Source organism: Streptomyces sp. NPDC055962 (genome assembly GCF_042270185.1).
GTDB lineage: Bacteria > Actinomycetota > Actinomycetes > Streptomycetales > Streptomycetaceae > Streptomyces.
This window is the reverse complement of record NZ_JBHJYN010000003.1, coordinates 514,386-529,156: the sequence shown is the minus strand read 5'-3', so window position 1 is coordinate 529,156 and position 14,771 is coordinate 514,386. Positions and strand designations below refer to the sequence as shown.

The window sequence follows — 14,771 nt, the reverse complement described above, 5'->3', positions numbered from 1 at the left end:
GGCATCCGGACCGTCGCGGCCCGCCGGCCCCGGAATCACCGGCCCCGGCCTCCGGTCACGACCAGACGACCGCGGAGTTCGCCTCCCACAGCCCGGCCACCTCGCGGTCCCCCGACAGGTCGACGGAGGAGAGCGGCAGGCGGTTCCAGAGCGTCAGGTAGAGATCCTCGGCCGTCCCGCTCAGGGTGCAGTCGGCGGGCGTGTCCGGGCCGGCGGTTCCGCGCTCGGTGTGCGGCGGGTCCGCCGAGAGCCGTACGGTCCACACCGAGTCGGTGTCCACGGCCCGGACGCGCAGGGTGCGCGGCGGGTCCGTACGGACGCGGCTCCTGGACCGGGCGTGGAAACCGGCCAGCAGTTCGTCGATGCCGTCCGCCGCGTGCGGGGGCGACACGGTCGTCAGCGGGCCGCCGCGCGCGGACTCGGCGTCCACCCGGTGGATCCTGGTCTCGTGCGCCTGGCGGCGCGCCCAGAAGGCGAGCGACGACGGCGCGGGAAAGACCGTCCAGCACTCGAGGCCGTCGGGCGCGGCCCTGAGCGCGTCGACCAGCAGGCGGTGGCCCTCGGTGAAGTGGTCCAGGAGCGCCTCCCCGTCCAGGTCGGGCTCCCCGGCGGCCGGACGGTGGGTCCGGTGCCCTCCGGTGACGAGGGCGGTGGCCCAGCGGTGCACCATGCAGGTGTGCCGGAGCAGGTCCCGCACCTGCCACCCGGGGCAGGTCGGTACGGGTGCCGCCGTGCCCGCCTCACGGGCGGCGGAGGCGAGCGCGGCGCCCTCGGCAGCAAGGGCGGTCAGGTGTTCGGAGGTCTCCACGCCGGCGATTGTGCCAGAGCGGGATCAGGCACCCTGGGGGTGAGCCGAACCGCTGCTGCGGGGGCCACGGAGCAGCCGGGCGAACCAGCCCAGGGCGCCGGCCTGCACGAGCACGGACACGACGAGTGCGAGATAGGTGAACCAGGCGGGCCCTCCGGTGTCCGCGCCCGTCATCGAGCTGCCCAGGAGGAAGAGGAACACGGTCGGGGCGGCGAGGAGGAAGACCCAGACGCCGGCGAACGAGGCGTCGTCGTGGGACACGAACACCGTGTCCACCGCGACGAACACCGAGACCGCCAGTACGAGGCCGAGATAGATCCGAGACGCGTTGTTGCCGAAGGTCAGTCGCGCCAGTGCGCGCAGTCGCCGAGCGTTCGTCACCTGGTGGCTCATGTCCCACTCCCCTGCATGGCTGATGCCTCCATCGTGCGCGGAGGGAGCCGTCCGTGGATGAGTACGCCTACTCAGCCGCTCAGGTGTTCGCCGCGTTGCGGGCGGCGTAGCCGAGCACCGCCGCCGTGGCGGCGAGCAGTGTCACGGTGACGAGAGCCACCGGGAGGGAGAACCAGTCGGCGAGGAAGCCGATCACGGGCGGGCCGAGGAGCATCCCGCCGTAGCCGAGGGTCGACGCGGCCGCCACGCCGCTCGGACCGGCCAGTGCGCCCGCCCGGCCGACTGCGACGGGGAATATGTTGGCCAGTCCGAGGCCCGCCACGGCGAAACCGGCCAGGGCGAGCCACAGGGACGGGGCCAGCGCGCCGAGCAGCATCCCCACCGCGGCCGTCGCCCCGCCCGCCACCAGTGTGCGGGTCTGCCCGAACCGTTCGAGGAGGGTGGTGCCGGTGAGCCTGCCGACGGCCATCGTCAGCGCGAACACGGAGTATCCGGCGGCGGCGAGACCGGGTTCGGCCCCCAGGTCCTGGCTGAGGTGCAGCGCGCCCCACTCGGCCAGGGCGCCTTCCCCGTACGCCGTGCAGAGGGCGATCACGCCGAACAGGATCACGATCCGGCGCGCACGGGCGCTCATCCGGCCGGGCCGGTCCGAACGGTCCGCGCCCTGCGGCCCGGACGTGCGGGCCACCCGCTCCTCGGCCGGCGGGGCGGCGGCCGATCCGGCGCGCAGCAGCACGGGGCCGGTCACCGCGGTGACGACGAGGCCGACTCCCGTGAGAGCGAGGAGGTGCGACGCGGGCGAGAGGCTGCCGGCGACCAGTCCTCCGAGCCCGGCGCCGGCCATGCCGCCGAAGCTGAACGCGGCGTGGAAGCTCGGCATCACCGGTCGGCGCATCGCGGCGACCAGATCCACGGCAGCGCTGTTCATCGCCACGTTCATACCGCCGTACGCGGCACCGAAGAGCAGGAGCACGAGGCCGAGGGTGAGGGCCGAACCCGTCTGCGCGGGCAGGGCGATGCTCAGCGCGAGCAGCACGCCGCAGGCCACGGTGACCGCATGGCTCCCGTACCGCCGGCAGAGCCTGCCGGTGAGCATCATGGTGATCACCGCACCCGCGGAGACGCCGAGCAGGGCGAGTCCAAGGGTGGAGGGGGTGGCTCCGGTCTGGTGCTTGATGGCCGGGATGCGGACCACCCAGCCGGCGAACAAGAAACCGTCGAGGGCGAAGAACACGGTCAGCGCGGTACGGAGGCGGGCCGACGAGGGAGGGGCGGTGTCTCCGCCGATTCCCCCCGACAGGGCCGTCCGCAGTTTGTTTACTTGCGGCACAAAGTGAGCATAGGGTGGTCCGGGCGACGTGCGCAAGACAGGGTGCCGCAGCGGCTGCCCGGTGGCCGGAGGGCGACGCCGAGGCGTCGGCAACGGCCCGGGATCATGGGAGACTCGCCCCCATGAACGGCAAGTCGACCACCACGCGGACGAAGTTGGAGAGGGGCCGCAGCGCGCTCGGACCCGCCCTGGAGCTCGTGCACACCGGGCGCGCCCCCACCCGCGCCGTGCTGACCTCCGAGCTCGGCGTCACCCGCGCCACCGCCGGCGCGGTGGCCGCGGAGCTCGAGGCGCTCGGGCTCATCAAGGTCGACTCCAGCCCCGGTTCCGCCGCCGGTTCGCAGGGCCGTCCCTCGCACCGGCTGTCCGTACGCGACAGCGGGCCCGTCGCACTCGCGGCCCAGGTGCACTCCGACGGGTTCCGTGCCGCACTCGTAGGGCTCGGGGGCCGGATCGTCGCCACCGCGCCCGGCTGCGTCGCCGTCATGGCCGATCCCGCCCAGGTCCTCGGCGAGGTGGTCGAGGCCGGGGCGAGGCTGCTGCGCGAGAGCGAGCTGCGCTGTGTCGGCGCCGGGCTCGCCGTGCCCTCCGCCGTGGCCGAGCCCGACGGCACGGCGCTCAACCCGCTGCACATCGCCTGGCCGGCGGGGGCACCCGTCCGGGAGATCTTCTCGGCCTGCGTACGGGCCGCGGGCATCACCGGCCCCGCGTTCACCGGGAACGACGTCAATCTCGCAGCCCTCGCCGAACACCGGCACGGCGCCGGGCGCGGAGCCCAGCACCTGCTCTGTGTCGCCACCGGCCACCGAGGGGTGGGCGGTGCCCTCGTCCTGGACGGCCGTCTGCACAGCGGGAGTTCGGGACTCGCCCTCGAAGTCGGGCATCTGACGGTGAACCCCGAGGGCCGCCCCTGCCACTGCGGCGGACGAGGCTGCCTCGACGTCGAGACGGACCCCCTCGCCTTCCTCACCGCGGCCCGCCGGGAGCCCGGCCCCGAGGAATCGCTGCTCAAGCAGTCCGGCGACCTGCTACGCACGGAGTACGGCGACCCCCAGGTGAGGGCCGCCGCCGAGGAGCTGATCGACCGGCTGGGCCTCGGCCTGGCCGGTCTGGTCAACATCCTCAACCCGGACCGGATCATCCTGGGCGGGCTGCACCGCGACCTCCTGGAGGCCGACCCCGAACGGCTGCGGGCCGTGGTTGCCGACCGCAGCCTGTGGGGCCGGAGCGGGAGTGTGCCGATCCTGGCCTGCACCCTGGACCACAACAGCCTCGTGGGCGCGGCGGAACTGGCCTGGCAGCCCGTGCTCGACGACCCCCTGGCCGCCCTGGCCTGACCGGCCCGTCGGCCTGCCCGGCGGGTGGGGCACCGGCATGCCCGCCCGGCCTCGGCGGATCCCGGAAGCAGGCCACCGGCCCGGACGTACTCCCGTCGCCGTACACGGACTGCCGCCACCCGTACGACGCGCGCGGCCCCTCCCGGAGACAGGCTCGTGGGTGACAGGAACACACGGCTGAACCCCCGACCGAGGAGCTGACCGACATGGACACCCTGGCGAACTCCGGAGGACCCGGACCTTGGATCCTCGTGCTCCCGCTCATCTGGGCCGCTGTCGTCGTCGGCGTCGTCACGCTGCTGCGGCGGACCGTCCTGCGCGGACGCCGCGGTCCGTGGCACCCGCAGGGCTTCCGGCAGGGCGGCCCCGCGGGTGAGCACTCGCCGATCGGCCTCCTGGGCCGGCGCTTCGCCGCGGGGGAGATCGACGAGGACGTACTGGCGCAGGCTCTCCGTCCTGGACGAGCCCTACGGGCGCTACAAGGACGTGCCGTCCTGACCCGTGCGCCGGGTGAGGACCGGGCGCGGGACGCACGGAGCGCGTCGGCCTCAGGAGGACCGACGCACCCCGTGGCGCTCCGCGTACCGGCCCCGTCAGCAGACGACGGCCGACCGGGCCCGGGTACGTCCCGCGGTCGGCTCCATGAGCCCTGCGAGCTCCGCGCCGAAGGGGCCGTCGGTCGTCGACCCGTACACCGGGAGAGGGGGCAGAGCGGTGGTGAAGGAGGGGGCGGGAAGGGTGAACCAGATGATCTTACCCGAGTCGTCGCTCGGTCGTACGCCCCAGCTCTCGCTGACCGCGGCGATCATCGCCAGTCCGCGCCCGGAGGTGGCGGACGAAGCGGCGTCGCACACGGTCGGCAGCCGGGGGTCGTGGTCGTGGACGGAGACCGTCAGCCGGTCGAGCAGCAGCTCGACCTCGACGGTGCATGATTTGTCCGGCTGTGCGTGCCGGTGGACGTTGGTCAGCAGTTCGGTGACGCCGAGCGCTGCATGGTCGATCAGAGGATCGAGATGCCAGTAGCGCAATTGCGCCGAGATGATTCTGCGGACCTGACCGATGCGCGACGGCAGGGCTTTGAGCTCCACCGCGCAGTGCCTGCTTGGCTCGCTGATCACGGCTGCGACTCCCCGAATGAGGTCCGGAAGAAGACGAAGGAACGGATCCAGCAGATGGCTGACTGCTGTTTCTGGTCATGCGTGGTCCGCCCTGCGTGGCTCCCGGCGAGGCGGCTTCCGCTGTCACCGCCGGTACACCATCAGTGACGTGTGACCAGCGTGACTCAGGGGGTTGGCCTCCGCAACTCGCGGTGTCCGCACCGGACCGCAGTGTCAGATGTGCCGCCCCGCGGCACTCCGCAGAGCCTCCAGGAACCGGCGGACCGGGGCGGCTCCGCCGGGCCTGCGATTGCGCTGGCCCATGGTCAGCCGGTACCGCACCCCGTTGATGCGGGCGACCGCCGAGTCGGCGGCCGGGAACCACGGCCTTCCGGCGCTCACCGCCGTCACCGGAGCGCTCGCGATCTCCCGGCCGTTGCTCGTGAGCAGAGCGATCCGCCCGTCCTTGACGATCACTTGGCCGGCTCGGGTCAGCGACCTCGCCCACCGCTGGATCCTGACATCGCTGGCTCTGAACTCCACCGCGCCGAAATCCGGCGTGCCGAAATCCGCGGCGCTGAATTCTGTCTCGGCCATGGCTGCTTCGCCCCCCTTGTACCGGCTTCTGCAAGTCTGCCCGCGGACGGGGTCCCTGCACCAGAGGGCCGTCACGCCGATTCCGTCCGCGACCTCACCGGCGGGGGGAGGGCCGGGACACCTGGGCCAAGGGAAGGCTATGGACCGTCAAAGTGAACGTTTGTGCAGGTGGGGAGAATATCGTGGGCCCCATCGAGTACCGCTGTCATCCCCGAAGGAGAGCGCTGATGGACACCGGTGAGCACACACCCGGCAGTGGCGTCATGGAGACCGTGGACATCGACCGGAGCGACCCGGACTACCGGGACTGGCTGAAAGAGGCAGTGCGCAAGGTCCAGGCGGACGCGAACCGTTCGGCGGACACCCACCTCCTGCGTTTCCCCCTCCCCGAGCACTGGGGCATCGACCTCTACCTCAAGGACGAGTCGACGCACCCCACCGGCAGCCTCAAGCACCGGCTGGCACGTTCGCTCTTCCTCTACGGGCTCTGCAACGGCTGGATCCGCCGGGGCAAGCCGGTCATCGAGGCCTCCAGCGGCTCGACGGCCGTCTCGGAGGCGTACTTCGCGAAGCTGATCGGCGTGCCGTTCGTCGCGGTGATGCCCCGGACCACCAGCCCCGAGAAGTGCCGTCTCATCGAATTCCACGGCGGACAGTGCCATTTCGTCGACGACTCGCGTCGGCTGTACGAGGAGTCGGCGGCCCTCGCGGCCGAGACCGGCGGGCACTACATGGACCAGTTCACGTACGCCGAGCGCGCCACGGACTGGCGGGGCAACAACAACATCGCCGAGTCGATCTACCAGCAGCTGAGGCTGGAACGGTATCCGGAGCCCGCCTGGATCGTCGCCACCGCGGGCACCGGCGGCACCTCCGCGACCATCGGACGCTACGTCCGCTACATGCAGCACGACACGCGGATCTGCGTGCCCGACCCGGAGAACTCCTGTTTCTTCGAAGGGTGGACCCGGCACGATCCGCAGGCGACCAGCGACTGCGGCTCCCGTATCGAAGGCATCGGCAGACCCAGGATGGAACCGAGCTTCGTGCCCGGGGCCATCGACCGGATGATGAAGGTGCCCGACGCCGCCAGTGTCGCCGCGGTCCGGGTGCTGGAGCGCTCCATCGGCCGTAAGGCGGGCGGCTCTACCGGCACCGGGCTGTGGAGCGCCTTCAAGCTCGTGTCCGAGATGGTCGGGAGGGGAAGCACCGGAAGCGTCGTCACGCTGTTCTGCGACCCCGGCGACCGCTACCTCGACAAGTACTACTCCGACGACTGGCTCCGTGCGCAGGGCCTGGACATCCGGCCGTACACCGAGACGATCGACCACTTCCTGGCCACCGGCACCTGGCCCGTCTGAGCGGTACGACGAGGTCCTCGCAGCCCCTCCGTCCGCCGACGTCCTCCCGGTCCAGGCCGGGCCCGGCTCAGGAACGGCCCGGTTCAGGCCGGGTCAGGGAGCCGTTGCACCGCGACGACGGCCGCGTCGTCGCCCAGGCTGCCCCCCGCGTGGCGCAGGAGATCGGCGCACACCTCCTCCAGCAGCCGCTCGGGCGCCATGCCGGTCCAGGACGCCGCCCGCTCGGCCAGGGGATAGAAGTGCCCCGCGCTGTCCCGTGCCTCGGTGACCCCGTCGGTGTACAGCAGCAGCACGTCGCCGGCCAGGAAGGCGAACACGTCCTCCGTGGGTGGGACCTCCGACAGCGGTCCCACCCCCAGGGGCGGTCCCGGTTCCGTGGCGTCGAGCGTGTGCACCCGGCCCGCCCGGAGCAGCAAGGGCGGGGGATGCCCGCAGCTGACCAGCCGGAGCTCTGGAGCCACGTCCGGCAGGTCGAGCACGGCGGCGGTGACGAAGGACTCGGCGATCCCGGGGTCGTCGGGGCGCCCGTCGCTCTCGTTCAGCGAGTCGATCCGGTGGGCCGCCACACTCGTGTCCAGTCGTGTCACCAGACCCGGGAGACGTCCCTCCTGGCGGGCCAGCGCGCGGAAGGCGCCCAGAACCCCGGCAGCGCCGCTGATGGCGTCCAGACCCTTGCCGCGCACGTCACCGATGATCACGCGGGTGCCCGACGCCGTCCGCGCCGCCGCGAACAGGTCGCCGCCCAGCTGCGCGCCCTCCTCGGCCGCCAGGTAGAGGGAGGCGAGGTGCAAGGGCCCGCTGCGTACGGGCAGGGGGCGCAGAACGCTGCGCTGAGCGGCCTCGGCCACCGTGCGCAGCTGCACCATCTCCGCCGCGTTGCGCTCCCGCAGGCCGGCGAAGAACGTGACGATCGCCGAGATCAGGAACAGGGCGACGATCTGGTACATGTGATTGAGGTCGGTGATGCTGGAGCGCGTCAGGGCCACAGCCGCCTGGGCCAGCACCGCGACCATGCCGACGAAGGCGGTCAGGCGGGGGCCGGCGAACGACGCGGTGAGCGCCGGCGCCGCCACGAGGAACGGCCCGAGGTGCACCTCGGGGGGCACGTTGATGTCGATCACGGTCACGACGGCGATCAGTGCGAACGGCACCACGACAAGGGCCGCACCCGGCCCGGTGCCGTCCCGTTTCCACCCGCGCCCTCGCCGGTACCCCATGAGTCCGGGATACCGCACCTGCCCGGCCGCCGCTCCTTCTGGACGAAGGTCCGAGGCCCGCTCCCGGCGCCCGCGGGGCCCCTCAGCCCTCCAGCAGGACGCCGAGCTCGCGGGAGAAGACCCGCCGGCCGGCGGTCGCCAGCAGAGGATCGGCCCAGTGGGGCAGCAGCCGCACGCGCAGTTCCTCGACCCAGATGACGTGCGAGCCCGACTCGGTCGGCCGGACGTCGATCGAGGCCCGGCCCCGCACCACCGAACCCCGCTTCTCCAGCGCGCACACCCCGGCCCGGCCCGCGGCGGGCGGGGTCCACCGCACCACTTCCATGGGATCGTCGAAGCCCAGCGGGCCCAGACCGGTCCTGGCGACGAGGACCGTGCCGGTCCGGGTGGGCCGGCCCGTCGTGACGGCGACCGAGGTGAACGGAACCGTCCCGCCGTGCCGGTCCCAGTCGGTCACCCGTCGCCACGCCTCGGCGGCGGGCAGGGGAGTGAAACGCTCGATGCGGAATACGGCCACAGGCCGATCCTAGGACGTGCACCGCCTGCGGGCCGGGGAGCGGAACACGCGGGTCGCCCCCGGACGGACTACTCGTCCGACGCCCGGCCCGCCACCACCAGGCCCGGCAGATGTTCCTCGATCTCCTGTCGCGCGCCGTCCGGCAGCCCGGAGTCCGTCACGAAGGTGTCGACCTCGTCGAGCGTGGCGAAGGAACTCAGCCCCACCGTGCCCCACTTGGTGTGGTCGGCCACCACGACGACGCGGCGGGCCGCCCGGACGAGGCGCCGGTTCGTCTCGGCCTCGGCCAGGTTCGGCGTGGACAGCCCCGCCTCGACCGAGATGCCGTGCACTCCGAGGAAGAGGACGTCGAAGTGGAGCGAACCGATCGCCCGGTCCGCGACCGGGCCGACGAGCGAGTCCGACGGCGTACGGACACCGCCGGTCAGCACCACCGTCGCCGCGCCGGCGCGCGCACCGCCCGACGACGTCGGACGCTGGGCGCCGTGGAACACGTCGGCGACCCGCCCCGAATTCGTCACGACCGTGAGCCCCGGCACCTCGAGGAGGTGCCGGGCCAGCGCGAACGTGGTCGTGCCGCCCGAGAGCGCGATGGCGCTGCCGGGCACGACCATCGCGGCCGCCGTGCGGGCGATGTCCTCCTTGGCGCTGAGCTCCAGCGTCGACTTGGCCTCGAAGCCGGGCTCGTGCGTGCTCGCCTCGACGACCGGGACCGCGCCGCCGTGGACCTTCTCGATGACGCCCTGGCGCGCCAGGGCGTCCAGATCCCGGCGGATGGTCATGTCGGAGACGCTCAGCTTGCGGGTCAGCTCGTTCACCCTGACCCCGCCGCGCTTGCGCACATCGTCGAGGATGAGCGCGCGCCGCTGCTCCGCGAGCAGATTCTGGTTCTCGCTCAACGCCGGGCCCGGTCCTTCCGTCTGTCCGCACGGTCCGGCAGCGGTCCTGCGGGACGGCCTCATCCTCCCACGCAGGTACGCACGCCGTCCCACTGGGGAGATTCCGTGAGAGCCGGTGCGCCGAGTGCCCCGTATCCGGGATGGTGGTGACTGCGCATCAGCCCGGACCCGTGCATCAGCCCGGACCCGTGCATCAGCCCGGACCCGTGCATCAGCCCGGTCACCGCCGCACCCCTCCCGCCGGTCCCCATCGCACGGACCAGAGAGCGAGTCACCGACCTTGTCCCCTGCTCCCCAGGCCGAGGCCGCCCCGAGCCGCGGCGTCGCACTGGAACTGCTCGTCCACGGTGTCGGCGGCACCACCCCGCAGGAGATGCTCGGCGACCCTCGGATCACCAGGATCACCGGTGACGCCACGGCGGCCGTCTACCGGCGAACCGAGGACGTGGGCGCCGAGCAGCACCCCGGACGTCATCAGGGCGGACCCGTCGCCGAGGCCTACTGCTGGTCCAATCTGACCTCGGGCAACGGCTCCCGTGCCCTGTGGCTGCTGCTGCTCCCCTTCATGGTGGTCAACCTCGCCCACTGGATGCGCCCCACGGCCCAGGGGCGCGCCCGGACCGTGCGGCTGTACGGCGTGCTGGTGCGGCTCCTCGCGCTCAGCCTCACCGTGCTGCTGACCGCCGCTGCCTGCGAGGTCGCCCTCGACCTGGTGGCATGGCAGTGCGCCGGGACTCCCGAGTGCTCCGCGCAGCGCTCCTGGCTCGGCTTCCTCTCCACCCACCAGGACGGGTGGTTCGCCCAGCCCGGACGGCGCCTCGCCGTCGCCGCACTCGTGCCCGCCGCCCTGGTCGGACTGCTCTGGTACCTCTCCGACCGCACCTGGAGCGCCTACGAGTCGCAGCGCCCGCTGACCTGGGACGAACCGGACAGCACGGAGACGGACGAGGAACCGGACGCGGACGTGGTGACGGAGTCCGGCCCGCCCCGGATCCGCCCCGCCCTCGGCAGGCCCGGGTTCTGGTACGGACGCCGGCTGGTGGCCCGGCTCCGCGCGGCGCACACCGCGGCCGGATTCCTCACCGTCGCCGCCGCCGTCGGCTCCACCGCCGCACGGTACGACCGTGACGCCGGCAGCCCCGTCCCCTCTGCGGCCGGCACCCTGTTCGAGACCGCTCTCGCCCTGTGCGCACTCGTCGTCCTCGCCGTGGTCTGCCACCGGGGACGCAGCGAGCGACGCCTGGACAACCGGGTCGACCGCGCCGTCACCACCTTCCTGCCCGGCGCCGCTCTCGGCCTGCTGCTCAGCTCGGTCGTGTACGCGGGCTGGTCGCGTCCCGACTGGGTCTCCTCGGGCACCCTTCCCGGGGAGACCGTCTTCCGCGCGCTGACCCTGGGCCAGGGCCTGCTCGTCGTCGTACTCGCCGGGGTGGCGCTGAACCTCCACCGGCGCGCACCCGAGCCGCGCACCACCCTGCACGGGCTCGGCGGGCCCGCCGTGGCCATGCTGGCCTGCGCCCTCGGCGGTGTGATGACCGGCGGGATCGCGCAGCGCGTCGCCGACTGGCTGGACGGCCCCGGGACCCCCGGCATGGGGGCGGGCGCCGACATACCGGGACCCCCCGTGCTCCTCAGCTGGCAGGCCTCCGTCATCCCCGTCCTGCTGCTGCTCCTGCTCCTCCCCGTCATCTGGCTGGCGGTCCGCACCATGCGCCGCGCCCGGACGCTGGGTCCCGCGATCGAGGCGGAGTACGAGGAGAAGCACCCCGAGCCGGGACGCACCCGGAGGATCGCCCGGACCAGAGCCACCGCCGCGCTCACCGACTCCGCGCCGGGGATCCTCGGACTGCTCTCCGCGGCCACCCTGCTCCTCGGCACCGGGGCGGTGGCCGGGTCCTGGCTCGCCGGCGAGGTCCCCGGACTCGCGATGGACGGCACGGGCCCGTTCGTCGAATCACTCGCCGAGACGGCCCAGTCGACCGGCTCCTGGCTGACCGGGTTCGGCGTCATACTGTTCGTCACCTGGGGCCGGCGCGCCTACCGCGACGTCTCCGCACGGCGCACCATCGGCATCCTCTGGGACGTCGGTACGTTCTGGCCGCGAGCGGCCCACCCCTTCGCGCCCCCCTGCTACGCCGAGCGCGCGGTCCCGGACCTCTCCTCCCGGATGTGCGCCTGGACGGGGCGCACCCGTGGCAGGCTCGTCATCTCAGGCCACTCCCAGGGCAGCGTGCTCGCCGCGGCAGCGGTGTGGCAGCTCCCCGACTCCGCGCGGCGCCGGGTCGCGCTGCTCACGTACGGCTCCCCGATCGAGCGGCTGTACGGGCGCTGGTTCCCCGCCTACTTCGGCCGCGTCCCGCTGGAGGGACTGCAGCGGTCCGTGCACTGCTGGCGCAATCTCTGGCGTGCCACCGACCCGATCGGCGGCCCGGTCCGTATCGACGAGGGGCCGGGTGGCCACGAGGTGGACCGGGGCCCGCTGAAGGACCCGCTGGTCTACGGCCGTACCGCCGAACACCCGCTCCCCGAACCGGTCCTGGGGCACTCCGACTACCAGGCCGACCCCGTCTTCGCGGTGGAGCGCGCCGCCCTTCTGGAACGGCTCGGACCAGTCCTGCCCCACCAGCAGCCCGGCACGGGTGCCGAGTGCGGTGACGCAGCGGACGGCACGACTCAGGCCGGCACCGGTCAGGGAAGCGCCGGGAGGTCCTCGGGATAGAGCATGGTCAGGTCGTCCGTGCTCGGATCGGCGAGCTGGGCGACCCGGCCCGCGTGCCGCTCCACCATCGACTCGAAGGTCTGGCGGGCCGTCCGGCCGTTGCCGAACGCGGGGCCCTTGGGAAGCACGGTGAAGTACTTGACCAGCGCTTCCCCCGTCCCGTCCGCCAGGCTGTACTCGTGTTCCTGGGTCTGCTGCTCGACGATCCGCAGCAGCTCCTCGGGCGCGTAGTCGCTGAAGGTGATCGTCCGCGAGAAGCGTGACGCCACCCCGGGGTTGACGGTGAGGAATCGCTCCATCTCGTGGGTGTACCCGGCGACGATCACCACCACGGCGTCGCGGTGGTCCTCCATCAGCTTCACCAGGGTGTCGATGGCCTCGCGGCCGAAGTCGCGTCCCGAGTCCTCGGGGGAGAGCGCGTACGCCTCGTCGACGAACAGGACACCGCCGCGCGCCCGGTCGAAGGCCTCCTGGGTACGGATGGCCGTCGACCCGATGTGCTCGCCGACCAGATCGACGCGGGAGACCTCCACCAGATGGCCGTGCTCCAGGACACCGAGCGAGGCCAGGATCTCGCCGTACAGCCGGGCCACCGTCGTCTTGCCCGTGCCGGGCGAGCCCGTGAAGACGAGGTGCCGGCGCACGGAGGCCGCTTTCAGACCGGCCAGCCTGCGGCGCCGCCCGACCTCGATCATGTCGGTGAGCGCCCGCACCTCGCGCTTGACGCTGTCCAGCCCCACCAGCGCGTCGAGCTCGCCCAGCACGGCGTCGGAGTCGCGTGCGGGCCCGGCCGGGGCGGGTGCGGGGGCGGCCGGCTCCGAAGTCCGCTGTCCGGGCATGGCGCCGAGCAGCCCGGGCGTGGTCTGCGTCGCCGTCAGGACCGCGGGTGCCGGGGGAGTGGCGCCGCGCAGTCCGCTCTCGTCGCTGGTGCAGTCCTGTGCCACCGGACCGGCGGTGTGCCCGTCGCCGGAGCCCTCGGCGAATTCGTAGCCGCCGCGCGCGCACCGTTCGGTGCGGCACCGCGTCAGCGTGGAGCGGCAGCCGTCCATCACATGGAAACCGTAGCCCTCGCTCCCCGTGACCCGGCAGCTGTCGAAGGTGCCGCGGCCCTCGGCGGAGACGTAGAAGCCGGCCTCGGCGGGGGAGGTGACCGTGCACCTCTCGATCGTCGGGTCGGCGCCCTTGGTCACGATGACCCCGGTCTGCGCGGCGTCGATGGTGCAGTTGTTCAGCGTGCCGCCGCTGCCGTGGTCGCGGAACCACGCCCCGGTGGATGCCTCGCGGATCCGGCAGTCGTCGAGCTGGGCCGTGGCGCCGTCGCTGACCGAGACCGCCGTGTTGCGGATCTGGGACAGGTCGCTGTCCACGACGTCGGCGCGCGAACCGCGGTCGAGGACGAAGAGGGCGTCGGGCACGTCGTGGACGCGGCACGCGTCGAGTATCACCGTGGCGCCGTCGCTGACCCAGACCGCCGGGTAGTCGCCCGTACTGTCGTGGATCTCGCACTGGTTGGCGTCGACACGCGTGCCGGGGTCCCAGACCGAGAGGCCGTTGCGGCCGAACCGGCGGACGGTGGAGCGGGTCAGGGTGAGCACCGAACGGGACCGCAGATCGACCGCGTTCTCCGGGATGTCGTGGATGTCGCAGTCGGCCAGCGTGACGACGGCGTCGGTGTCCAGCGTGACGCCGTCGGAGGACGTGCGGTGCACGGTGCAGTCCGTGAGGTGCGCGGTCCCGCGGGAGGCGACCTGCACCCCGCTGCCCTTGATCTCGTACACCTCGCAGCCCACCGCCTCCAGTCCGCTGCCCTCCCCGGTCACGCTCAGACCGGCGCCTGACGCGTGGTGCACGCGGCAGCGTTCGAGCCGGGGGTGCGCGCCGTCCCGTACGGAGACGCCGGACTGTCCGGCCGAGACGATCTCGCACTCCTCGAACACGCCCCCGGCGCCGTCGAGTACGGCGATGCCCACGCCGGCCGGATTGTCCACGGTGCAGCGGCGCACGGTGGGCCTGGCCGAGCCCCGCACCTCCAGTCCGGCGGCCGACCTGGTCACGATGCGCAGGTCCGACAGCTCGGGAGCGCCCTCCTCGACCAGCAGCGCGGGGGCGGCGGAGTCCTGGCCCTCCACATGGAGGTCCTGGAGGACGGCGGATGCGCGGACGGTCAGGGGAACTCCGTCGGCCGGCGCGATCCGGACCGACCCCGCGGAACCCTCGGGGCCGCGCAGCGTCACCGCGCGGTGGACGACGAGATTCTCCCGGTAGGTGCCGGGGGCGACGGTGAGGACGTCACCGTCCGCTGCGGCCTCCAGGGCTGCGGTGAGGGAAGCGTATTCGCCCGTTCGGCGCCGCCATCGGGATGTGCCGGTGTGCGTCACCTGGACCGTGCCCTGTGCCATGGTGCTGCTGAGCCCCCACCTCGTGCCGTGTGCGCTGCCTCGTGCCTGTCCGCCCGGCCGCCGGTCCACCGGCAGCCCTCCGGCCCGCCTGCCGAGG

The 14,771-nt window shown here is 72.9% G+C and carries 12 protein-coding genes and 1 pseudogene; 4 read left to right on the top strand and 9 right to left on the bottom strand.

The features are described from left to right. Positions 1-55 precede the first annotated feature (55 nt). The 3 genes from ACFC51_RS12895 to ACFC51_RS12885 form a co-directional block, all read right to left on the bottom strand. Complete coding sequence (locus ACFC51_RS12895; protein ID WP_376371501.1) at positions 56-808, bottom strand: maleylpyruvate isomerase family mycothiol-dependent enzyme; 753 nt, start codon at positions 806-808, stop codon at positions 56-58. Positions 809-832: 24 nt separating this feature from the next. Further along, positions 833-1,201, bottom strand: a complete 369-nt coding sequence (locus ACFC51_RS12890) for an SCO4225 family membrane protein (protein ID WP_376371504.1) — start codon at positions 1,199-1,201, stop codon at positions 833-835. A gap of 79 nt (positions 1,202-1,280) precedes the next feature. Next, entirely contained in the window at positions 1,281-2,531 is a 1,251-nt protein-coding gene (locus tag ACFC51_RS12885; RefSeq protein ID WP_376371506.1) for an MFS transporter, read from the bottom strand. Between the two features lie 122 nt (positions 2,532-2,653). Here ACFC51_RS12885 and ACFC51_RS12880 point away from each other — a divergent pair, with 122 nt between their 5' ends. After that, positions 2,654-3,868 carry an ROK family protein gene (locus tag ACFC51_RS12880; RefSeq protein WP_376528496.1) on the top strand — a complete coding sequence of 405 codons (1,215 nt, stop codon included), beginning with the start codon at positions 2,654-2,656 and terminating at the stop codon, positions 3,866-3,868. 206 nt (positions 3,869-4,074) lie between these two features. Next, a pseudogene (locus ACFC51_RS12875) lies at positions 4,075-4,366 on the top strand (SHOCT domain-containing protein). Between the two features lie 95 nt (positions 4,367-4,461). On the opposite strand, the gene ACFC51_RS12870 reads toward ACFC51_RS12875, so the two are convergent. Both ACFC51_RS12870 and ACFC51_RS12865 read right to left on the bottom strand, forming a co-directional pair. Next, the gene (locus ACFC51_RS12870) at positions 4,462-4,986 is read right to left on the bottom strand and encodes an ATP-binding protein (protein WP_376371514.1); all 525 of its coding nucleotides are present in this window, start codon (positions 4,984-4,986) and stop codon (positions 4,462-4,464) included. Between the two features lie 213 nt (positions 4,987-5,199). Next, positions 5,200-5,562 carry a hypothetical protein gene (locus ACFC51_RS12865; RefSeq protein WP_376371517.1) on the bottom strand — a complete coding sequence of 121 codons (363 nt, stop codon included), beginning with the start codon at positions 5,560-5,562 and terminating at the stop codon, positions 5,200-5,202. A gap of 227 nt (positions 5,563-5,789) precedes the next feature. On the opposite strand from ACFC51_RS12865, the gene ACFC51_RS12860 reads away from it, so the two are divergent. After that, positions 5,790-6,923, top strand: a complete 1,134-nt coding sequence (locus tag ACFC51_RS12860) for a PLP-dependent cysteine synthase family protein (protein WP_376371519.1) — start codon at positions 5,790-5,792, stop codon at positions 6,921-6,923. Between the two features lie 83 nt (positions 6,924-7,006). Here the strand turns inward: ACFC51_RS12860 and ACFC51_RS12855 are convergent, their stop codons facing one another. The 3 genes from ACFC51_RS12855 to ACFC51_RS12845 all read right to left on the bottom strand — a co-directional run bounded on the left by ACFC51_RS12855 (position 7,007) and on the right by ACFC51_RS12845 (position 9,556). Beyond that, complete coding sequence (locus tag ACFC51_RS12855) at positions 7,007-8,140, bottom strand: PP2C family protein-serine/threonine phosphatase (RefSeq protein ID WP_376528494.1); 1,134 nt, start codon at positions 8,138-8,140, stop codon at positions 7,007-7,009. Between the two features lie 82 nt (positions 8,141-8,222). Continuing rightward, positions 8,223-8,657 carry an SRPBCC family protein gene (locus ACFC51_RS12850; protein WP_376528491.1) on the bottom strand — a complete coding sequence of 145 codons (435 nt, stop codon included), beginning with the start codon at positions 8,655-8,657 and terminating at the stop codon, positions 8,223-8,225. Between the two features lie 68 nt (positions 8,658-8,725). Beyond that, a complete protein-coding gene (locus ACFC51_RS12845) occupies positions 8,726-9,556 on the bottom strand; it encodes a DeoR/GlpR family DNA-binding transcription regulator (RefSeq protein ID WP_376371527.1) in 831 nt (276 codons plus the stop codon). Between the two features lie 280 nt (positions 9,557-9,836). On the opposite strand from ACFC51_RS12845, the gene ACFC51_RS12840 reads away from it, so the two are divergent. Further along, positions 9,837-12,275 (top strand): hypothetical protein, encoded by a 2,439-nt coding sequence (locus ACFC51_RS12840; RefSeq protein ID WP_376371530.1) that lies wholly within the window; start codon positions 9,837-9,839, stop codon positions 12,273-12,275. On the opposite strand, the gene ACFC51_RS12835 is transcribed toward ACFC51_RS12840, so the two are convergent. Further along, positions 12,245-14,674, bottom strand: coding sequence for a right-handed parallel beta-helix repeat-containing protein (locus tag ACFC51_RS12835; RefSeq protein WP_376371532.1), 2,430 nt, complete (start codon positions 14,672-14,674; stop codon positions 12,245-12,247). The genes ACFC51_RS12840 and ACFC51_RS12835 overlap by 31 nt on opposite strands. Positions 14,675-14,771 lie beyond the last annotated feature (97 nt).